Here is a 19,339-nt window from a genome sequence, read left to right as displayed (position 1 = left end):
GGATATAGGTCAGTCAGGTTGACCTATTGTAAAAACGTCCGGGGAGGCGTGTCGTGACCCTTTTGAACCTTCTGGCCTCGCGCTCATCGCGCATGAAGGCCTCCGAAATCCGCGAGCTGTTGAAGCTGCTCGACCAGCCCGACATCATCTCTTTCGCCGGCGGCATTCCCGATCCGTCGCTGTTTCCGGCAGACGCCATCCGCGATGCCTATGCCGACGTGCTCGGCGGGCCGGAAGCGGGGGCAGCACTCCAATACCAGGTTTCGGAAGGCTATCTGCCGCTGCGGCGCTGGCTCGCCGGGCAAATGGGCAAGCTCGGCGTGGCCTGCGACGAGGCCAACATCTTCATCACCTCCGGCTCGCAGCAGGCGCTGGATTATCTCGGCAAGCTGTTCCTGTCGCCAGGCGATACCGCGCTGGTGACATGGCCGACCTATCTCGGCGCGCTGCAGGCCTTCAACGCCTACGAGCCCCGCTATGACCGGCTGCGGCCCGAGGGCGGCAACATGACGCCCGAAGCCTACCACACTGCCGCCGCCGCCAATGGCGGCAAGGTGAAATTCGCCTATCTGGTGCCCGATTTCGCCAACCCGACCGGCAACACGCTGGACCGAAAGCAGCGCGAAGCGGTGCTCGACCTTGCCGGCGAGCTCGACATCGCCGTCATCGAGGATGCCGCCTACCGGGCGCTGCGCTATGACGGCGAGGGTGTGCCGCCGATCCTGGCGCTCGACTGCATCAGGTCCGGCGGCATCGACAAGGCGCGCACGCTCTATTGCGGCTCGTTCTCGAAAATTCTGTCGCCGGGCATGCGTGTCGGCTGGGTTTGTGCGCCGCGCCGCGTGGTGGAAAGGCTGGTGCTGATGAAGCAGGCTTCGGACCTGCACAGCCCGTCCGTCAACCAGATGGTGATGCACCGCGTCGCCGAAGCCGTGTTCGACGGCCAGGTGGAAAAACTCATCGGCGCCTACCGCGAGCGCCGAGACGGCCTGCTCGGCGCGCTTGAAGCCAACATGCCAGAGGGGGTGACCTGGAGCCGTCCGGAAGGCGGCATGTTCGTCTGGGTGACGCTGCCGGAAGGCACCGACGCCACGGACCTCCTGGCACGGTCGGTGAAGGAGGCGCGGGTCGCCTTCGTGCCGGGCAACGCCTTTTACGCCGACGGCACCGGGCGCAACACGCTGCGGCTGTCGTTCACGCTGGCCACCCGCAGCGCGGTGAGCGAGGGCATTCCCCGGCTGGCGGCGCTGCTCAAGGGTTAGAGCAAATTCCACGAAAGTCTCAAATGGTTTTCCCGGGAAAGCGCCCAGCGCTTTCCTTAGGAATTGCGTAATAGCAAGAGCGGCATGCGCCTAAGCCGGCACGTTCACCAGCTGCTTGAGCTTTGCAAGCCTGGCGCGGGCGAGCTTGCGGATCGGCTTTTCGAAACCCTCTTCGCCGGCTTCGACGACGAAGACCAATGTCTTGAAGTCCAGCATGAACTCGTCGATGGCCCGCGTCGTCTGTTCAGACCTGTCCTTGAACCGGCGCAGCAATGCGTTCGCTTCCTCGATGGCATCGGCATTGGCGCCGTCGACCAGCGCTTCAAGCTTCTGTAAACAATCCAACCGACATTCTCCCGCCGCGCCACCAAACTTGCCATCGGCCCAAAAGTTCCATTCGGCCTCGAAAAATTGTCGCTGGTTGTCAGCAGAGGCACGCGCCCCGCGTTGACGCCCTGCCGACCGCGCCTAAATTCGGGCCTTGCGAGGAGGCGCTTTCATGGACACCCAGGAATTGCATCGCGGCCGGCTTATCGACCACCTCCAGCTCGTGGTCCGGGATCTCCCCGCCAGCCGGCGTTTCTACGAGGCGGTTTTCCAAGTCCTTGGTGTCCCGATCGGCGGCACCGGCGAGGATTATTTCTGGGCCGACGAATTGTTCATTTCCAGCGCCGACAGCCGGGCCGCGCTGGGAAAGCTGACCGGACGTCATCATCTGGCCTTCCAGGCCAGGGATCACGCCATGGTCGATGCCTTCTACAAGGCCGGGCTCGAAGCCGGCGGCACGGACAATGGCGCGCCGGGCGAGCGGTCCTATCATCCCGGCTATTATGCCGCCTTCCTGCTCGACCCGGACGGCAACAACATCGAGGCCGTCCACCACGGCCCGGCCAACCGCAGCGCCGCGTCGGTGAAGATCACGTTCTAGGAGCAATCGATCGACCGCGTCGAGGCGAGGTGATTCCGATGCCGCATTTCCGGGGTATTTCGGAGACTCGGACGCCACACCGGCCAATCCGATCGGATTCTTGACCTGGGCGGCACTGAAATTGTCCTGCGGAGCATGGATGGCGCCGTCTCTGGACAAGAGGCAAATCGGTCCCATACGGTGCGGCTTCAGGGAAGACGCGTGCGCGGGAAAGGCCGGTTGCTCGTTGAAAAAGAACGTCTTCTCTTCGCTCGATCTGCCGTCGCATCTCGACGACCGCGCGCGCTTCGCGCTCTGGCAGGACATTCATGTCGCCGAGATCTGGTCGGTCGAATATGCCATCTCCGGCAATGTGCCGTTTCAGGCGGATATCGAAGCCACCGCCATCGGGCCGCTGGTGCTCGGGCGGATGGCCGGGACGATCAAGCATGCGAGCCGCAAGACGCGCAACATCGCCGACGACGGCCGCGACGGCTATCTGCTGCTGGTCAACGATGGCGACACCAGGCTGAGCGGTGTGCAGACCGGCCGCGACTACAGCATCGGCAGGGGCGAAGGCGCGCTGGTCTCGGCTTCGGAAGCGCTGGAAATGACCGGCGGCGACCGCAATGTCTGGACCAATGTCGTGGTGCCCCGCGAAATCATGGAAAATGCCTTCGCCCATGTCGAGGACCGCCTGGCGCTGACCATCGGCGTCGACAATGAAGCGCTCGACATGCTCAAGCGCTATTGCGGCTTCCTGGAAGCGGGGCCGGCATTGCTCTTGCCCGATCTTGTCGCCCATGCCACCGAAACGATCGTCGACCTGATCGGATTGGCGACGGGCGCCAAGGGCGAGATCGCCGAGCTGGCGGGCGTGCGAGGCCTGCGCGCGGCAAGGCTGCAAGCCATCCTGCAGACGATGCGGGACAATTTCGCCGATCCCGGCATCTCGGCCCAGCATATCGCCCAGCGTTTGCGGCTTTCCGCGCGCTACGTCCATGATCTCCTGCAGGAAACGGGCTCGAGTTTCGCCGAGCATATTCTCGAACTGCGTCTGCAGAGAGCCCACCGCATGCTGCGCGACCGGCGCAACGACCGCATGCGGGTCAGCGAGATCGCGCTGTTGAGCGGCTTTTCCGACGTCTCCTATTTCAATCGCTGTTTCCGCCGCCGCTTCGGCTCAACGCCGAACGCCGCCCGTTAGAACGAATCGTCGCTTCACGGAATCGATGGCCGCTCTAACTCCTTGTTTTCCGCAATTCCGGGCGGAAGCGCGATATCAAAGACAAGGACTCGAAGCGAGTCGGATCAGTCGTCTTCGAACCGATCGACTGATGCCGAACGGCCACACTGATCGGCCCGAGTGCCGCAGCGCTCTCCACGACAATTCCAATGCGGCTCAGCCCAAGACGCCGCCCGCGAACAATGCAAAACCTCGACGATACCCGGGTCGCCGCGGAGTATTTTCCACGGCCGGGGAAAGCAACATCATTGGGGTAGCAAACAGTGAAAACGATTCTTCTCGCCACCATCCTCGTGCTTGCGCCAGCCGGCATGGCGTCCGCGGCGGACGTCAACGAAACCTTGCCGGTTGCTGCCGGCTATGACTGGTCCGGCCTCTATGCCGGCGTTCACTTCGGTTACGTAGCCGGGAAATCCAATCTCTTCATCGGCGGCGCCGGCATTGGGGGCACCGACGTCAATGCTGCCTTCGATCCGGACGGTTTTATTGGTGGCATCCATATCGGCGTCAATCAGGAATTGGCGAACCGTTTCGTGCTCGGCGCCGAAGCTGACCTTGCCTACAGCAATGTCGATGCGGTGGGGACCTTCGCCGGTGCCGGCGCGTTGTTGTCGAGCGAACTCAAGTGGTCGGGTTCGGCCCGGCTGCGGGCCGGCTATGCGTTCGATCGGACGTTGCCTTATATCAGTGCCGGCGTGGCAGCGGCCAAGTATGAAATGAGTGTGGTCAGCAGTGGTCCCCTCGGTACAGTAACAATCCACGACGAAACCCATCTTGGCTGGACGGTTGGGGCCGGCGTCGAGCACGCTTTCACCGACAAATGGATCGCCCGCGTCGAATATCGCTATTCCGACTTTGGCAAAGAGGATCTCTCGGTGCCGATTTTTGGTCTTGGCACGGTTTCGAACATCGATCTCAAGACGCACGATTTACGCGTCGGCCTCAGCTATAAGTTCTGACAGGCCGGTTCGAACAAAACCCTGGCGTCCGCGCCGGGGTTTTGCCTGCGCCGCGGCTGATGCTGAACGGCCACACCGGCCGGGCGGGGTGCGGCGGCGCGCTCCAAGACAATTCCGATGCTGTCCAGCCCAAGACGCCGCCGGCGATCAATGCAACACCGTAGCTTCGACTGACCGCCACTGACCATGTCGGTCGTGGTGCAGCATCCCGGGGACAGCAGACAAGCAATGAAAACGATTCTTCTCGCCACTGCCTTTCTTTTCGTTCCCGCCGGCATGGCGTTGGCCGCCGACCCCACCGAGACCTTGCCGGTCGCGGCCAGCTACAACTGGTCCGGCGGCTATTTCGGAGCACAGGCCGGATATACCCGGAGCGACGCCAGGGTCGGACAGACTTTCGCGCCGGGCAGCTTCGACAATTACGGCTGGGGTTACAGCCCGTCCGGCGGTTTCGGCGGTGTGTTTGCCGGCTACAACAAGCAGTTCGACAGCGGATTGGTTGTTGGCGTCGAGGGAGACTACAGCTTTGCAAGCGTGAACGACACGACGCTCTACCGGGCGCTCGGCGTCGACGACCCCGCCTTTGGTGGCGAGCTCGAGCTTGAGGCGGTAGGCACCGTGCGCCTCAGAGCCGGTTATGCGATCGATCGCTGGCTTCCTTTCGTCACCGGCGGCCTGGCGGTGGCAAGCTACAAACACACGACCACCAACATTCCGGGCGGTCCCTATGCCGACGTCCGAGATACCGTCGCGGGTTATACGCTGGGTGCCGGCGGCGAATACGCCGTCACCGACAATTGGGTGGTTCGGGGCGAATACAGGTTCGCCGATTTCGGCCGCCACACCTCCGTGCGCCACGCCTTCTCCAATGGCGCTCCCCTCAATCGGGATGCCATCGAACTGACGACACAGGATCTGCGGATCGGCGTGGCGTACAAATTCTGATCTCCACGGCCGGACGCTGGTCCGGAAATTCGCATTCGAGGGCTCTAATGCATCGCTTTTCAATCTTCGCCGCGTCGTCGCTGGTCGCCGCGACCTCTGCTTACGCCGCCGATACGCAGCAGCCGCTGGCAGCGGAGACGGTGGTGACGCCGCATGTTTCGGGCTACGGCGAACTCTATCTCGGCGGGCTTCGCTTCGTCGGCGACGACTACACGACCCGGGCCGGCGGCGGCGCCGTGCGCATCAACATTCCGTTTGCCGAGCGCTGGAATTTGCAGGGCGACCTGACCTACGACCGCATCTGGGGCCATTACGATCCCCTGGATGACACGCGCGGTGCGGTCCATGGCTTCTACCGCGATCCCGACCGTTTCGCCGCCGGCATTTTCGCCGCCTACACATCTGTCGGCGAAAGCGGCGTGACCGTAAACAACTATGCGGTCGGCCCGGAAGCACAACTCTATTTCGGCAATCTGACCCTCTATGGCCAAGCCAGTTTCGGCCAGCTCACCATCAGCGACTTTCATGGCGACCAATGGGGCGTACGCGCGGTGGCGCGCTACTTCGTCCGGAAGAACCTTCGCCTCGATGCGGAGCTCGACTTCAACCGAACCGACTATAACGGCACCAACGAAGACGTGGTCGGTGCCGCCGTGCAGGCCATGTACCGGTTCGACGAAACGCCATGGGCGGTGTTCGGACGCTATGAATTCGAGCGGAGGAAGTTCGAAACGTCTACGCAGGACACCAGAGCCAACAAGGTCGTCATCGGCCTGCGCGCCAGCTTCGGCAGCGATACGCTGTTCGACGAGGACCGCAACGGCGCGACCATGGACACCTATCGGGCCGCTTCGGTGATCAATACGAAGTGAGCCGGCGGCACGACTGGAAAGGCGCGGCCTGGCTTTTGCCTTCGACCTGCATGCCGAGCGGGTTATCGGACTGGTCGCACGGCCGATGCCGCCTTCGCGGCGCGTCCTGGAAAAACACGTTTTTCGCTTCGAAGGCGAGGTGACGCCGCACGGTGCGCCGACCGACCTCTTCGCTCTCGAAAGAAGGCGGGAAACAACCGGCACATCCGGTCAATGACAGGGCTGCCAGCCGCAAGCGGGCTTTCTCGCGCCGGCACATTCGCAAGCGGCACGAGACGGTGGAGACTGACGCCAATCAGCCTTGTTGAGCCGTGCCTTGCGTTGCCAGATTGTTGGCTGCGGTGCTAACCGGGAAACGGCGGACGGGAATCGACCTCAAAGCAATGCGCGCGGCCTTTCCAATAACATCCCGAACAGACCATATCTTGCCCACCGTGGAGAAACAATTTTTATGCAAAAACCAGCCAGGGCGATCCGTGTCGCCGCGCCGTTGCTTGCGATTTTGGGCATGGCCACACCATTCATATTAACAATTTCTCATATATCTTCGGCAAGGGCTCAGGAGGAATATCTTCCGACCCAGAAGGACTTTGTCGGCAAATGGCAACTCAGCGGCGCGACCACCCGGCCGCCGCGCGACATGAAGGATGCGGCAACGCCGGAACAGGAAGCGGCCGCCAATGAGTTCCAGCAGACGGTGACCGCGTTTTACGGCGCGTTCGATTATCTGGAGATCACGGCGGACGGCCGCTACAATTTCCATCAGCCCGGTGACCCGGCATCAGGTTCCTGCATCTGGTGCGGAACCTGGTTCTTCAACAAGAGTTCGCTATGGCTGGAGCTGGACACGGCACCCCGGCTTGATATCTACGCCAAGGGCGGCGACATCCAGATGACCTATACCGCCGAACCCGACGAAAAATCGAAATACGCCTGGCTGGTTTTTGGCTGGACGAAGGTCGAGTAGACGCCGCGCGCCTCGACAGGTCCGAGCGGCTTTTCTCCAATCTTGTATGCTCGTATACGAGTTGAAGACCCGGGGAGTTCGCATGAGTCCATTGCCTGAAACCGTGCCGTTTTTCAGTCAGTGGGAGACGCCTGACATGACGTTGGCGGTGCTCGCCGACGGCGCCGAAGCCGCGTTGCGGCGGGATCCGCTATGGCAGGCATCAGGCGCTGCCACGCTCGACGAATACACGGCCTGGGCCGCCAATGTCTGCGGCATGGCATGTCTCAAGATGGTCCTGGCGACGCGCGGCGAGATCGTGCCGACGATCGAACTGGCCCGGCGATGCACTCCGTTTGGCGGCTATGTCGTCAATGAAGGCTCGATCAAGGGGCTGATCTATGCGCCCTTCGTCACCTTCGTGAAGGCGGAATTCGGCCTCGATGCCGAGGTGATGACCGATGTCGCGACGGCTGACATTCCGTCGATCCTCGGCCGGTCGCGGTTCTTCATCGCTTCGGTCAGCAGTTCGATCCGCTGGCCCGAGCGCGAGCCGCCGTCGAAGGGCGGACATTTGGTTCTGGTCACCGCCGCCTCGGATGAAGGGTTCCGCTTTCACAACCCATCCGGCCATACCAGTGCCACACAGGCCAACGCAGTGTTGGCGCCAGCCGCTTTCGACCGCTTCTTTGCCAATCGCGGCATTGCCGTCGCCATTTGATTTTGACAGTTTAGGGATTTCGATGACCGGAAAGATCAGGGTTGCGATCCTCTATGGCGGGCGCTCGGCCGAGCATGACGTGTCGCGGCTTTCGGCCGCCAATATGCTGAAGGCCATCGACCGGACGCGCTACGAGGTGGTGCCGATAGCCATTTCCAGGGAGGGCAGATGGCTGCTGCAGCCGGCGTCCGAGGCCATCGGCGAACGGGCGGGAGCTCCAGTGTCGCAGGATGGCGTGGAGATAGCCCTGCTGCCCGGCGGCAAGGGCCGGCTGATCTCAGCGTCGCCTATGGGAACGCGGGCTGACCTGGCGCCGGTCGATGTCGTCTTCCCCGTGCTGCATGGGCCTTTCGGGGAGGACGGCTCGGTGCAGGGCTATGCGGAGGTTGCCGACGTCGCCTATGTCGGCTGCGGCATCCTGGCCTCGGCCGCGGCCATGGACAAGGATGTCGCCAAGCGGCTCATGCACGGAGCCGGGCTTGCCGTCGCCCGCTCGGTCACCGTCCATCGTAACGACGTCGGGTCCTTCCAGGAGATCGCCGGGGCGCTGGGGCTGCCATTCTTCGCCAAGCCGGCGCGCCAGGGCTCGTCGTTCGGAGTGAGCAAGGTGAACGACAGGGATGGTTTCGATCAGGCCGTCGAAACGGCTTTCCGCTATGACGGCAAGGCGTTGATCGAGGAATTCGTCGAAGGCCGCGAGATCGAGTGCTCGGTGCTGCAACGGGCCGACGGCTCGCTCACGGTGTCGCTGCCCGGCGAGATCATCCCGGCCGGCAAGCACGGCTTCTACACCTATGAGGCCAAATATCTCGACGCCGACGGCGCGGTGGTCAAAGTGCCCGCCGATGTGCCGGCAGCAGTGATCGACCGGGCGAGGGAAATGGCTGGGCAAGCCTTCAAGGCGCTCGGCTGCGAGGCGATGGCGCGCGTCGACTTCTTCCTGCGCGCCGACGGCTCCCTGCTGGTCAACGAGGTCAACACGCTGCCCGGTTTCACCGACATCTCGATGTACGCCAAGGCGCTGGCCGCGATCGGCATCGGCTACAGCGAGGTCATCGATATCTTGATCGAGCATGCGCTGGCGCGGCACGGCGCGCGCTGATCCGAGTCAGCGGCCGCCGCATCGGATAAACCGCCCTTTGGACGGCGTGTCTTTCCACCTCTGGCTAATGTTGCTGGCCGGCTCTATATGCCCGATCATGGGGCTGGCAGGGGAGGCACGGAATGGCGGCCAATCGTCGAAACGGAATGGCGTCGCCCGCGCATGGCTTGGAGGATATTCTTTCGCCCGCCGCCCCGCACCCCCGAACGGCGTTGCCCAATGTAGCCACCATCGTCACCACGGTGGCGGCGCTGTATTTCGGGCGTGAGGTTTTTCTACCGATAGCGATCGCGCTGTTGCTGACTTTCGCGCTTGCCCCTCTTGTGTCCGCGCTCAAACGGGCCGGCATTCCCCGGATTGCCGCCGTCATCGTCAGCGTATTGGGGGCTTTCGCCGCACTTGCCCTCTTCAGCTTCATCGTCGCCACGCAGGTCAGCGAACTGGCGCAAAACATCCCGGTCTACCAGGCCAACATCCTGACCAAGGTCCGCTCGCTCAAGGAGACTGGCGTTGGGGGAGGGATCATTGCCAAGTTGAGCAAGGTGGTCGAACGTGTCGGCCAGGAGATCGACAGGCAGGAGACGTCGCCGCCGGCCGCCACCCCGGAAAAGCCGCGTGAACCGGTGCCGGTCGAGATCGTCTCGCGCGAAAGACCCCTGGAGGTTCTGCAGAACATAGTCGGGCCGCTGATCAGCCCGCTCGGATCGGCCGGGCTGATCATCGTCGTCGTCATCTTCATGCTGCTGGAGCGGGAGGATTTGCGCGACCGCTTTATCCGCCTTGTCGGGTATGGCGACCTTCACCGTACCACCGAGGCGCTTCAGGATGCCGGCAAGCGTGTTGGCCGGTACCTGCTGATGCAATTGGTCGTCAACATCGTGTACGCCGTACCAATTGCGGCCGGCCTGTGGATCCTGGGCATTCCGAATGCCTTGCTGTGGGGGCTGCTGGCCCTTGGCCTGCGTTTCGTTCCCTATATCGGCCCGGCGATCGGCATGCTGCTGCCGCTGTTCCTGGCGCTGGCCGTGGCGCCGGGCTGGTCGCTGGTGCTGTGGACAGCCGCCCTGTTCGTGGTGATGGAACTGATCACCGGCAATGTCGTGGAACCCTGGCTTTATGGCTCGCGAACCGGGCTGTCGTCCCTGGCCATCATCGTTGCGGCCATCTTCTGGACGTGGCTGTGGGGCCCGCTCGGGCTGGTTTTGTCAACGCCGCTCACCGTGTGCCTGGTGGTGCTGGGCAGGCACGTGCCGCAGTTTGAGTTCCTCGATGTCCTGTTTGGCAACGAGCCCGTGCTCGAACCTCATGCACGCCTCTACCAGCGTCTGCTGGCCGGTGACCCTGACGAAGCCACGGATCACGCCGAGGAGATGCTGGAAGAGAAATATCTGGTCGAGTTCTACGACAAGGTGGCCATTCCCGCCCTGCTGCTGGGCGAGCAGGACCGTGCGCGCGGTGTCATGGGCGACCAGCAAAGGCGTCAGGTGGCCGAGAGCGCCCTGGTGATGGTGGCAAACCTCGACGACAGCGCGCATGAGGAAGCAGAGGAAGAGGATGCCCCGCCGGCGGCCGAAGAGGAGCCGGATGACAAGGATCCTTCCCGCGAAGACGAGACCGAACTGCCCGACGGCACGGATCTGTCGGTGCTTTGCACAGGCGGGCGCGGTGAACTGGACGATGCCGCCGCCGCGATGCTGGCACAGGTGCTGGAAGTCCAGGGCACGACGGTGTCGAAGGCCGGCTTTGCCGATATGGAACCCGCCAACATCCGCCGTCTCGAGCTCGAAGGCATCGATACCGTGGTAGTCGGCTTCCTGAACCGGGATTCCGTCAAGCATGCCCGGTTTCTGGTTCGCCGGCTGAAGCGGGCGAAAGCGGCGTTGAGGGTGGGAATCGTGTTCTGGTCGCAGGGCCCCAATGAGGACAAGGAAGCGGCCGCGAAGCTCGCCCGTGACATCAACGCGGATTTCGTGGCGCATGGCATGGTGGACGCAGTGGTCGGCGCGCTGTCGAACGAGCCGCCAATTGCCCTCAAGCTCGTCGCCAAACGCCGGATGCGGCGACAGCGCGCCACCTCCCAAAAGGCCTCGGCGGCCTCGACCTAGCCGTGGGTGCCGGTTGATCTCCGAGACTGGGTCGATCTCGGTCGTTCACATATTGGAAGCGACATCGCGGGAGGAGGGCGACCTTGGCTTGTGTACCGGCCTCACCGTCGCGGCCTGGCGGGGGACGCGGGTTTGACTGGATTTCCAGCGGATGACTTTTGCGCCTTGCGGCGCTGGAGCCAGCTCGACGACAGTTCGGCAAGCAGACTGCGCAGGGCCTTCACGACATCCTCCTCTGCTGGACGATGCGGTAATCTCCGAAGGCCGGACTGGTTCCATGGCGCATGGAGCCGTCGCACCTGGCGCTTCTGGCTATTGCATCGAGCCTGATCGATGCAGACCGAGAGGGATCATCGAGCTCTCATCACGGTTCTCGACGAGTCCGGTTCCAGGCGGGGCCAATCCGTTGCCCAAAGCGTCGAATTCGATCGCAGCACCAACCAGTTGTGCAGCCTGCAGGACCAGATGTTCAATGTCCTCGAGGGCGACGTTCTCGGCCAGGTTCCTGACCCTGATCCTTTCCGCCACCACCGACACGTTGATGATGCCCGCGGTCTTGAACGCTGCGCGGACGCTCGCATAGACGTCTTCACGCAGCCGCGTGGAATAATCGTATCGCATTGAAACCTCCCAAAGCGAGTTGGTTTCCTCAAGCTGGCAGGATGCGCCCCATGGCGGCGCATGGCAAGTTAAAAGTGAAAAAAGAATTAATAAAATCAGCTAGTTAGCATAGTTACACGAATGGGCAACCTGCGTTGGATGATCATCTTTGGTACGACGCTGCATTCACCCACTGACCGCGCTTGACGCAGGATGCCGAAATTCCTAACTGTAAGTAGAATGAGACGGTTACTAACTCGCCTGATCTTTGCGCTTGGAGGCGCACATGGCTGACCTGGAACGCCCGGAACGACTGCAGATCATGTTGACCCAGGATGAACTGGCCGCACTGGAAAACTGGCGTTTCGACAAACGCATGCCCAGCCGCTCGGCGGCGGTACGCGAATTGCTGCGCCGCGGCCTTGCCTCCGATGGCTTCCTGACGGCCGAGGTGGGCGCCAAGTCGCAGGAATTCGGCGTGCTCCTGCCCAATGGCGACGGCAAGGCCCCGCCGGAACAGGCGGAGTAAAACTTCGCGGTAAGCCTTCCATTCTCGCGCCGGCGATTGCCTTGATCCGTTTGCGCCTTATCTGATCGGGAAAGATGCAATTGCGGGTGGCGATGAACGACATCGACGGCAGCGACAGACAGGGGGCGACCGCCGACGCCCGGCTCGCGGCAATTGTCGATTCCTCCTTCGATGCCATCATCAGCAAGGACCTGAACAGCGTCATCCAAAGCTGGAACCAGGCGGCGGAACGCATGTTCGGCTACACCGCCGAGGAGGCGATCGGCCAATCCGTCCTCATGCTCATTCCCGATCACCTCAAGAGCGAGGAGACCGAGATCATCAGCAAGATTCGCAGCGGCGACCGCGTGGCGAGCTATGAGACGACGCGCAAGCGCAAGGACGGAGCGCTGATTTCGGTCTCACTGACGATTTCGCCGATCAAGAACGGCGATGGCGAAATCATCGGCGCCTCGAAAATCGCCCGCGATATCTCCGCCGCCAAGGAAAGCGAGCGCCGGATCAGGCTGCTGATGCGGGAGGTCAACCATCGGGTCAAGAACCAGTTCGCGGTCATCCTGTCGATGGTCAGGGAGACCAGCAAGCGTTCGAATGGTCCAGGCGAGTTCGAGGAATTGATCCGCGCCCGCATCATGGCACTGTCGCGGTCGCACGATCTGCTCGTCACCTCCGAGTGGGCGGGGGCGAGCCTGTTCGACCTTATCCAGGAACATCTCAAGCCCTTCGGCCTCGAGGAGCAGATCCTGCTCTCCGGCCCGGTCCTGACGCTGCAGTCGAACGCGGTGCAGAACCTCGGCATGGCCTTTCACGAACTGGGCACCAACTCATCAAAGTATGGCGCGCTGGGCAGCGAAGGCGGCCGGGTCGAGATTACCTGGACCATCGGCTCGGGAGCGCATGCTCCCGGCTCCGCTGGCGAATGGGAATTCCAGCTGACCTGGGAGGAAAACTGCGAACCGCATCCCGGCGACCGGCGCGATCAGACCACGCGCAAGGGGTTCGGCACTGTCGTGCTGCAGCGTGTGGCGCCGCAGTCGCTCGGTGGCTCCGCCATTCTGGAGCGGTCGCCCGGCCATCTCAAATGGCAGCTGAGCGCGCCGCTGGCCTCCATCATCGTGGCGCAGGCCGGCAGCGAGGCCGATGGTGTTTCGCCGGGTTTCGGCATCTAGGGCGATCCGCCGGTCTGGACGCCGCCCCTATTCCCTGTCGGGCTGCACCTGCTCATTGCCCTGCGGCAGGCGCGCAGCGCGGACTGATGTTTCAGGCTCCCGGCATCGCGCCAATGTGTCGTCAGGAGTTCGATCGCCTGTTGTGTGTTGGACAGGTTGCGGATGCCTCCGGCAACGCCTACGGAAACGACGACGGGCTTGGAGAACCATGCAGTTTGCATTGGAACCTAGACCATGTTTAGCCCGTGGAACGCGTTGGGCGGCATGAGGTTTCATCGCCGCCGATCACTGTAGCGTGAGGCTTTCCGGGCATCTCCGCGCGAACCAATCCCTAGAGGATGCTGGTCGTCACTTCGACGATGATCGCGGCGCCTTCCAGTCCACCGTTGGGAACGTGCACGACGCGCGAGACCCGCAGATCCTGTGGGTTTCCGTCGACCGACAGGGACACGCTCTCGCCAATGCGCGGCACCGCCTGGAAAGTAACATTGGTGGCGTCAGGCCTGTTGTCGATGGATATGCGGCAATTGACGGTCATGGACTCTCTCCAGTGTCTGGCGGTGCCCCGGGTCGTCAACGCGGGGTCCATGAAATGGTTTCAGGAGGTTCGCTTCAAACACCTGCCGATGTCCGCGGGCGAATCATCAACCGCCCGGTAGCCCCGGCGTCCGGCCTCTGATTCAGTCGTCGGCTCTCGGAACGAAATAGTTGGTGGTGACCGCATCGCCGCCGATTCCACGCGTGACTTGAACCGAGGCATAGCCTTCCGGGGCAATCGAGCCGGTCGCCATCCGGTCGACCTGCTTGCACCGGCCGACCATTTCGCCGCTCGGCCAGGGTGCCAATCTGATTTCAAGCGCCGCTTGGCACTGCGCCATCGATGAATAGGCGACCGGGCGCGACTCCGTGGGCTGACAGAGCGATGCGTCGCACGACAGCATGATCATCACCGCCGCGGTTGCCGGATCCATGAAACTCTCCTGTTGGCCGACAATGAACGTCCAACACGCCGCAAGGTTTCATGCTGACGGCAGCGATCCCAATCGGTTGGTCCGATTGTCGAGAAGCTCAGGACGTGCGGGAACAGGCCAGGAGCGAGATCTGACGGCGCACTCACGCCTTATCAAAAGCCCGGCGGCTTCGGTCTCCGCGCCTCTGGGCAGCCAGAATTCCGGGAACATCAAAGGCCAAACGAGGACATGGTCCAGGGGTTTTGGTACCCAAGCCGCGGCTTGGCATTCGCTGCGTCGGTCGGGGTCGACGTTGCTGTTCCGGTTGCTGTGCAGTCCAATTTTGCTGCCACCGCCGCCTTGATCGACAGACCAGCGCATGCCTTCGAGGCGGTGACGGTCGCCTTCTTTTCGTGTGCCGCAGCGACATTTGAGCCGGCGAGGACAAGCGCCAGGCAAATGAAAACCATCTTCATTAGATCCCCCTAGTTTAGCTTAAGCTAAATTAAAGTTAACGTGACGTTACCTGGCCGTCAATCGCGACGGAGGTCCAGGGAGGAAGCCACCTTCCTCCTGCCCGGATACCGGCCGGTTCCTGTCCCGGATCACGGCATCATTGATCGGAGAGGATCGGGAGCTACCAGACCTGGTTCCGGCTACTCGTTGGCTTGCAGCTGCCTGGTTCCCGCTCATGGGCTCGAACCACGATTCACGCCTTCAAAGGGCGCTGTCCTACCATTAGACGAAGCGGGAAAGCCGGCACGTTATGGCGCCCAGGCAGCTTGCGGTCAATTCGGGAAATTGTTGACCGGCTCTTCGCAACGATAGACCGGGCAGTCCCCGTCGCGGGACGGGACATAGGCCGACATCGGCACTTCAGGCCAGTCGCACTCGTTGCCGAACTGCCTGACATAGCGATCGTAGGTGTTGGGGCCAGTGGTCAGCACCACGGCGCGGTGGTTCTGGATCATGGCCCGGATCTGAGCGCAGCCCATGGAGCGGCTGTCGGGCCGGGCATCGGCCAGACCGGTCGCCGCGAGCACGACGGCCATGGCCATCAACAGGGTTGGGACGCCAGCGGACATGATGGTTCTCTTCGGTTTGACGGAATTGCGAACGCGGCTGGCCCGGATTCGCCGGGGAATGGCCGCATGCATTGTCACACATAACCCCCTATCGTGTCCGTTGGTTCCGCGACGGGCCTAGCCGGGCGCGCGTTGGCGCGCCGCGCAACCAAATCAGGCGTCGCGCATTGCTGGGCATGGACGGCAGGAAACCTTACGAAACACCGCAATGGCGGCCCGGAAACGAGGGCCGCGAGGCGATGTGCTGCTCCTTCTGCGGCGGCCGCGACCATCGGTTCGAGGAATGTCCGCGAATGCCCGATCCTTTCCGGCCCGGCGAGCCCGAGGGCGAGGATATAGCGGAGGAACCAGCCGGCTGATCCGAGGTGCCCGGTGGCGGGTGGCTAACCGGCATCCGACTTGAGCCCGCCGAAGAAATCGATCAGCGCACCTGCCGTTTGCGCGGGCGCCTCCTCCGGGAAGAAATGTCCGCCCGAGATCGCGCGGCCGCGCACGTCGTCGGCCCAGTTCCGCCAGAGCGCCAACGGCCCACCTTCGCCGGCATACCATTCGGCGAGCGCGCCTTGCCCGCTCCACAAGGCCAGCACCGGGCAGGCGATGCGCCGGCCGGCGGCTTTGTCCGCCCGGTCGTGATCGCGGTCCAGCGTTGCCGCGGCCCGGTATTCCTCGCAGATCGCGTGGAGGTGGGCGGGGTCGCGCAAGGCTTCGACATAGGCCTGGCGGATGCCGGCCGGAAAGACATCGGGCGACGACCCCCAGCCACCCAACGCATTGTCGACGATGGCGTCGGCGGCGCCCGCCAGGATCTTTTCCGGCAAGGGTTCGGGCTGTGCCAGCAAGGACCACGGCCAGAAGCCGAGGGCCAGCCGGGCGTCGGCCCGATCCCAGGCGTCGGCCGTGGGGACGATGTCGAGCACGGCGAGTTTTTCGATACGGCCGGGATGGTCGAGCGCCATGCGGTAGGCGACGCGCCCGCCGCGATCATGGCCGGCGACCATGAAGCTGGTAAAGCCGAGCCTGGCCATCATCGCCACCATCTCCGATGCCATGGCCCGCTTGGCATAGGGAGCATGATCGGCGCTCGAGGCCGGGCAGGCGCTGCGCCCATAGCCACGCAGGTCGGCGCAGATGACGGTGAAACGATCAGCAAGCAGCGGCGCAATATCGCGCCACATCAGATGGGTTTGCGGAAAGCCGTGCAGCAAAAGCACCGCCGGTCCGGCACCGGCGCGGCGCACGAAGATGCCGGCGTCCTCGATATCGACGTCGATAGGCTGGAAATGCTCGAACATGGCTGGCCTCCGGCACAGGCAACGGCTGGAGAACGGGATTGGTTGCGGCGCCTTCGCAAGCGCCGGCCGCAACGGGCCGATCCCGCGCAAGCTCTCCCCCAATCCCTTGGGCCAACCTTTTGGGCCGGCGGACGTTGTCCCCGTGAACGGAAGGCCGCCGTGGGGCGGCTTCAACGAAGGAGGCCGAGATGAAATCCCTCGTCATTGCGTCATGCGCCGCGATGCTGGCCCTGGCATTGCCGGCAGCGGCACAGACGGCCCAGCAGTCGCCGAACCAGCAGGCCGACAAATGCCGGGCACAAACGGATCAGGGCGGCAAGCAGCAGCCCGGCAACGGCGACCTGAGCGAGAAGCTCAATGATTGCGGTGGCGTGCTGAAACCGCCGCCTACTGGCGATCAGGGCATGGCCGCGCCGGCGCCCGACGAAGGCAAGACGCCGGTCATCAAGCCGGGTGAAGTGCCGCCCCAGCCGCCAAAGCAGTAGAGATCGTTCAGCAGCATTGTCATGACGGCGGAGGAACTTCGCGGATCAGGAAACGTTTCTCTGGCAAAACCGGATCTGGAAAGGATGGAGCCGTGAGAGATGTTGCTAGTACCGCCGCGTTGCTTGCCTCTATTGCCATCGTCATCGTTCTGATGCTGATGGCGCCGAAGAGCTTCGGCTTCGAGGCCACCCACCCGATCGTGGACGGCGGTCTGCCAGTGGAATGACCCGAAAGCGGTTCCGCACAAGAAAGCAGGCGAGTTCGCCTGCTTTTCGTTTGCAGGGTGCCTTGGCTTACCTGACCAGAAGGCCCGCGTGATCGCAGAGCGCGGTGAAGGCTTCCTGCGCCTGTGCCGCGCCCTCATTGTTGGCCAGGGCCGACTCGATCTTTTCGCGCGCGGTCTGGTAGAAGGGGCCGCGCCTGGCCTGTGGCCAGTCGATCAGGATTTCACTGGCGTCCTGAAGCGTGGCCACCTCGCGGATCGTGTCCGAGCCATGGGGCTTGACCCGCAGCGGTGTCGACAGCATCAAACCGGCCATTGGTTTCTCCCGCTACTGGGTCCTCATTGCCCGCTACCAGGGCCTCATTGCAGGATGCGCGCCTCGCGCGCGGCGTCGATCATCGCCCGCATCGCCTTTTCCGCCGGCGTCCAGCCGTCCAGCGCATCGCGGCAGCTGCGCAGTGCCGCGCGGTATCGACGGCCTTGTCCGGCCGGCCAGTCGCCAAGGCATTCCAGCCCCTCCCAGGCGCTGCGCACCACGCGCTCCCGCTCGGGAGCGAATTTCAGGCGGATCGGTCGGGGAAACATCTTGTCGTTCAACGGTCGTCTCCATGGATCATGCACATCGGCCGACATGCACCGAGGAAGCGCCGGATAACGTCGGCGTCAGGGGAGGGTTCCGAGCCCGGACAATCAATTTTTAACCATGCTTTCAGTCGCGCGCGACGGCGTCCGACAAGGGCCTGGGCGCCGGCGGATCGACATCCTGTGCTTGCGGCCGATCATGTTCGAACTGCTCGGCGTCGGGCAAGGCATGCAGCCAGGTTTCGCGCCGGCCGGTCCACAATTCATATTGCGGTGCCAGATCCGTCGGTGCGACGTCGAGGCTGCCGAGCATCACCTCGGCCTCGTTGTCGTCGACCCAGGCGACGCGGCTGCCGCAGGTCGGGCAAAAGCTGCGTGTGCCGTAGCTGGCGACTTCGCCCGATGTCTCGAACGCATCGCGCGGCCAGATGGCAAAGGCCGAATAGACCGAACCACCCGCCTTGCGGCAATCCTTGCAATGGCAAAGGCCAACCCGCGACGGCTGGCCGTTGACGACGAAATGCACGCCACCGCACAGGCAACTGCCGGTCCTGCGTGTTGTGTCGGACATGGTTGCGCCCTCCGTTTCGCCAGCCTGGCTTTGCCTGCCATAGGGCTGCTCCATCCGTGGCAGGCTCCGTCAGTTTGGCATGCCGCGGGCCGGGCGGGACAGATGCTCGTCTGCCATTTCGTTGGCCAGGATGAGAAACCGGGAAAAAGACATCCTGTTCACCGTACCGCCGAGCCCGGTTGACGCGGCCCGCAGCATTCCTCAACGCCATGCCGGCGAATTGGTTGCCGCCTTGCGGCCGCTCCTTCTATCCGCGGGCGGCCATGTGGTTGTCGAGCTTCTTGCGCGAGGGTCCGTAGCGCTTGATGATGGTCTGGGCCTCGCTCTGCGGAATGCCGTATTTGCGCGCGAAGGCCGCGACCTCGTAAGTTTCCTCGCTCGAGACCAGCTTGCGGTCCTGTTTGGTCTTGGATTTGTCGTCAGGCATGTCGGGCCTCACTTTCTGTAAGCCGCATGGTCGCGCGGACGCCTATATGTCGCGGTCACACATAACACGGATCGGCGATGCTGGTTCCATCGCGGAGCAACGCCAGTTCAGCCTAGGCCGATGAAGAGGTCGGGCCGGTGCTGTCGGTGTCGCTGCATTGGGCGCAGCGCGCGCTGGCGCCGGGACAGCCGCGGCGATGCGTGCCGGCGGGGCAGCAAAGGCCGCTGGAACTCGTCCAGCGCGGGCATTGGAAAACCTGTCCAGTGCCGCCGCAGCCTTCGCACTCCAGAACCGGTGTCCGGACCAGATAGGACTTCGTCCCCAGCCTGACGCTTGCGCCCAAAACCCACCCACCCATAT

Annotated in this window: 27 protein-coding genes and 1 tRNA gene; 14 read left to right on the top strand and 14 right to left on the bottom strand. The window is 63.3% G+C overall.

What is annotated here, in order from left to right; all coding sequences use genetic code 11:
* The first annotated feature begins 92 nt into the window (after positions 1-92).
* Positions 93-1,262, top strand: a complete 1,170-nt coding sequence (locus LB554_RS06770) for a PLP-dependent aminotransferase family protein (protein ID WP_224584034.1) — start codon at positions 93-95, stop codon at positions 1,260-1,262.
* 90 nt (positions 1,263-1,352) lie between these two features.
* Here the strand turns inward: LB554_RS06770 and LB554_RS06765 are convergent, their stop codons facing one another.
* Positions 1,353-1,607, bottom strand: a complete 255-nt coding sequence (locus tag LB554_RS06765) for a hypothetical protein (protein WP_224583713.1) — start codon at positions 1,605-1,607, stop codon at positions 1,353-1,355.
* A gap of 154 nt (positions 1,608-1,761) precedes the next feature.
* Here LB554_RS06765 and LB554_RS06760 point away from each other — a divergent pair, with 154 nt between their 5' ends.
* The 5 genes from LB554_RS06760 to LB554_RS06740 all read left to right on the top strand — a co-directional run bounded on the left by LB554_RS06760 (position 1,762) and on the right by LB554_RS06740 (position 6,191).
* Complete coding sequence (locus LB554_RS06760; protein ID WP_140716239.1) at positions 1,762-2,190, top strand: VOC family protein; 429 nt, start codon at positions 1,762-1,764, stop codon at positions 2,188-2,190.
* 226 nt (positions 2,191-2,416) lie between these two features.
* Positions 2,417-3,376, top strand: coding sequence for an AraC family transcriptional regulator (locus LB554_RS06755; protein WP_041163409.1), 960 nt, complete (start codon positions 2,417-2,419; stop codon positions 3,374-3,376).
* Between the two features lie 350 nt (positions 3,377-3,726).
* A complete protein-coding gene (locus LB554_RS06750; protein ID WP_224583711.1) occupies positions 3,727-4,374 on the top strand; it encodes an outer membrane protein in 648 nt (215 codons plus the stop codon).
* Between the two features lie 228 nt (positions 4,375-4,602).
* Complete coding sequence (locus LB554_RS06745; RefSeq protein WP_224583709.1) at positions 4,603-5,319, top strand: outer membrane protein; 717 nt, start codon at positions 4,603-4,605, stop codon at positions 5,317-5,319.
* A gap of 47 nt (positions 5,320-5,366) precedes the next feature.
* Positions 5,367-6,191: an outer membrane beta-barrel protein gene (locus LB554_RS06740; protein ID WP_224583707.1), complete on the top strand. Its 825-nt coding sequence runs from the start codon at positions 5,367-5,369 to the stop codon at positions 6,189-6,191.
* On the opposite strand, the gene LB554_RS06735 is transcribed toward LB554_RS06740, so the two are convergent.
* On the bottom strand, positions 6,178-6,426 hold the full coding sequence (locus LB554_RS06735; protein WP_224583705.1) for a hypothetical protein: 249 nt from the start codon (positions 6,424-6,426) through the stop codon (positions 6,178-6,180). The two genes, LB554_RS06740 and LB554_RS06735, sit on opposite strands and share 14 nt — an antisense overlap.
* A gap of 216 nt (positions 6,427-6,642) precedes the next feature.
* Here LB554_RS06735 and LB554_RS06730 point away from each other — a divergent pair, with 216 nt between their 5' ends.
* The 4 genes from LB554_RS06730 (at position 6,643) to LB554_RS06715 (ending at position 11,065) form a co-directional block, all read left to right on the top strand.
* Positions 6,643-7,158 (top strand): hypothetical protein, encoded by a 516-nt coding sequence (locus tag LB554_RS06730; protein ID WP_224584033.1) that lies wholly within the window; start codon positions 6,643-6,645, stop codon positions 7,156-7,158.
* Positions 7,159-7,240: 82 nt separating this feature from the next.
* Positions 7,241-7,858 (top strand): C39 family peptidase, encoded by a 618-nt coding sequence (locus LB554_RS06725; RefSeq protein ID WP_224583703.1) that lies wholly within the window; start codon positions 7,241-7,243, stop codon positions 7,856-7,858.
* Between the two features lie 22 nt (positions 7,859-7,880).
* Positions 7,881-8,960: a D-alanine--D-alanine ligase family protein gene (locus LB554_RS06720; protein ID WP_224583701.1), complete on the top strand. Its 1,080-nt coding sequence runs from the start codon at positions 7,881-7,883 to the stop codon at positions 8,958-8,960.
* A gap of 122 nt (positions 8,961-9,082) precedes the next feature.
* A complete protein-coding gene (locus LB554_RS06715; RefSeq protein ID WP_224583699.1) occupies positions 9,083-11,065 on the top strand; it encodes an AI-2E family transporter in 1,983 nt (660 codons plus the stop codon).
* 312 nt (positions 11,066-11,377) lie between these two features.
* Here LB554_RS06715 and LB554_RS06710 read toward each other — a convergent pair whose 3' ends face one another.
* Positions 11,378-11,686: a hypothetical protein gene (locus tag LB554_RS06710; RefSeq protein WP_140791360.1), complete on the bottom strand. Its 309-nt coding sequence runs from the start codon at positions 11,684-11,686 to the stop codon at positions 11,378-11,380.
* A 265-nt stretch (positions 11,687-11,951) separates the two neighbouring features.
* Here LB554_RS06710 and LB554_RS06705 point away from each other — a divergent pair, with 265 nt between their 5' ends.
* Together LB554_RS06705 and LB554_RS06700 are read left to right on the top strand one after the other, a co-directional pair.
* Complete coding sequence (locus tag LB554_RS06705; RefSeq protein WP_015317026.1) at positions 11,952-12,194, top strand: hypothetical protein; 243 nt, start codon at positions 11,952-11,954, stop codon at positions 12,192-12,194.
* A gap of 92 nt (positions 12,195-12,286) precedes the next feature.
* Positions 12,287-13,363, top strand: a complete 1,077-nt coding sequence (locus tag LB554_RS06700; RefSeq protein WP_224583697.1) for a sensor histidine kinase — start codon at positions 12,287-12,289, stop codon at positions 13,361-13,363.
* Here the strand turns inward: LB554_RS06700 and LB554_RS06695 are convergent.
* From LB554_RS06695 to LB554_RS06665, 7 genes are all read right to left on the bottom strand, one after another.
* Entirely contained in the window at positions 13,360-13,584 is a 225-nt protein-coding gene (locus tag LB554_RS06695; RefSeq protein ID WP_224583695.1) for a DUF982 domain-containing protein, read from the bottom strand. The two genes, LB554_RS06700 and LB554_RS06695, sit on opposite strands and share 4 nt — an antisense overlap.
* Before the next feature lie 110 nt (positions 13,585-13,694).
* Positions 13,695-13,901: a hypothetical protein gene (locus tag LB554_RS06690; RefSeq protein ID WP_015317029.1), complete on the bottom strand. Its 207-nt coding sequence runs from the start codon at positions 13,899-13,901 to the stop codon at positions 13,695-13,697.
* Between the two features lie 142 nt (positions 13,902-14,043).
* Positions 14,044-14,334, bottom strand: a complete 291-nt coding sequence (locus tag LB554_RS06685; protein WP_224583693.1) for a hypothetical protein — start codon at positions 14,332-14,334, stop codon at positions 14,044-14,046.
* Between the two features lie 209 nt (positions 14,335-14,543).
* The gene (locus LB554_RS06680) at positions 14,544-14,789 is read right to left on the bottom strand and encodes a hypothetical protein (protein WP_140716216.1); all 246 of its coding nucleotides are present in this window, start codon (positions 14,787-14,789) and stop codon (positions 14,544-14,546) included.
* A gap of 203 nt (positions 14,790-14,992) precedes the next feature.
* Positions 14,993-15,066 (bottom strand) — tRNA-Gln (locus LB554_RS06675).
* A gap of 35 nt (positions 15,067-15,101) precedes the next feature.
* A complete protein-coding gene (locus LB554_RS06670; RefSeq protein WP_224583691.1) occupies positions 15,102-15,398 on the bottom strand; it encodes a hypothetical protein in 297 nt (98 codons plus the stop codon).
* Positions 15,399-15,781: 383 nt separating this feature from the next.
* A complete protein-coding gene (locus tag LB554_RS06665; protein ID WP_140618061.1) occupies positions 15,782-16,690 on the bottom strand; it encodes an alpha/beta fold hydrolase in 909 nt (302 codons plus the stop codon).
* Positions 16,691-16,878: 188 nt separating this feature from the next.
* Between LB554_RS06665 and LB554_RS06660 the strand changes: the two genes are divergently transcribed.
* Both LB554_RS06660 and LB554_RS29415 read left to right on the top strand, forming a co-directional pair.
* Complete coding sequence (locus LB554_RS06660) at positions 16,879-17,175, top strand: hypothetical protein (protein ID WP_015317034.1); 297 nt, start codon at positions 16,879-16,881, stop codon at positions 17,173-17,175.
* A gap of 92 nt (positions 17,176-17,267) precedes the next feature.
* Positions 17,268-17,402 (top strand): hypothetical protein, encoded by a 135-nt coding sequence (locus tag LB554_RS29415; RefSeq protein WP_263485764.1) that lies wholly within the window; start codon positions 17,268-17,270, stop codon positions 17,400-17,402.
* Positions 17,403-17,469: 67 nt separating this feature from the next.
* Here LB554_RS29415 and LB554_RS06655 read toward each other — a convergent pair whose 3' ends face one another.
* From LB554_RS06655 to LB554_RS06640, 4 genes are all read right to left on the bottom strand, one after another.
* On the bottom strand, positions 17,470-17,715 hold the full coding sequence (locus LB554_RS06655) for a DUF982 domain-containing protein (protein WP_015317036.1): 246 nt from the start codon (positions 17,713-17,715) through the stop codon (positions 17,470-17,472).
* 44 nt (positions 17,716-17,759) lie between these two features.
* Entirely contained in the window at positions 17,760-17,996 is a 237-nt protein-coding gene (locus LB554_RS06650) for a DUF982 domain-containing protein (protein WP_023782817.1), read from the bottom strand.
* A gap of 112 nt (positions 17,997-18,108) precedes the next feature.
* Entirely contained in the window at positions 18,109-18,552 is a 444-nt protein-coding gene (locus LB554_RS06645) for a GFA family protein (RefSeq protein WP_015317038.1), read from the bottom strand.
* A 247-nt stretch (positions 18,553-18,799) separates the two neighbouring features.
* The gene (locus LB554_RS06640) at positions 18,800-18,979 is read right to left on the bottom strand and encodes a DUF3606 domain-containing protein (RefSeq protein WP_015317039.1); all 180 of its coding nucleotides are present in this window, start codon (positions 18,977-18,979) and stop codon (positions 18,800-18,802) included.
* Positions 18,980-19,339: the final 360 nt, after the last annotated feature.

Source organism: Mesorhizobium sp. CO1-1-11 (assembly GCF_020164995.1).
Lineage (GTDB): Bacteria > Pseudomonadota > Alphaproteobacteria > Rhizobiales > Rhizobiaceae > Mesorhizobium > Mesorhizobium australicum.
Note: the sequence above shows the minus strand (reverse complement) of the source record. Positions and strands in the feature narration are given on the sequence as shown.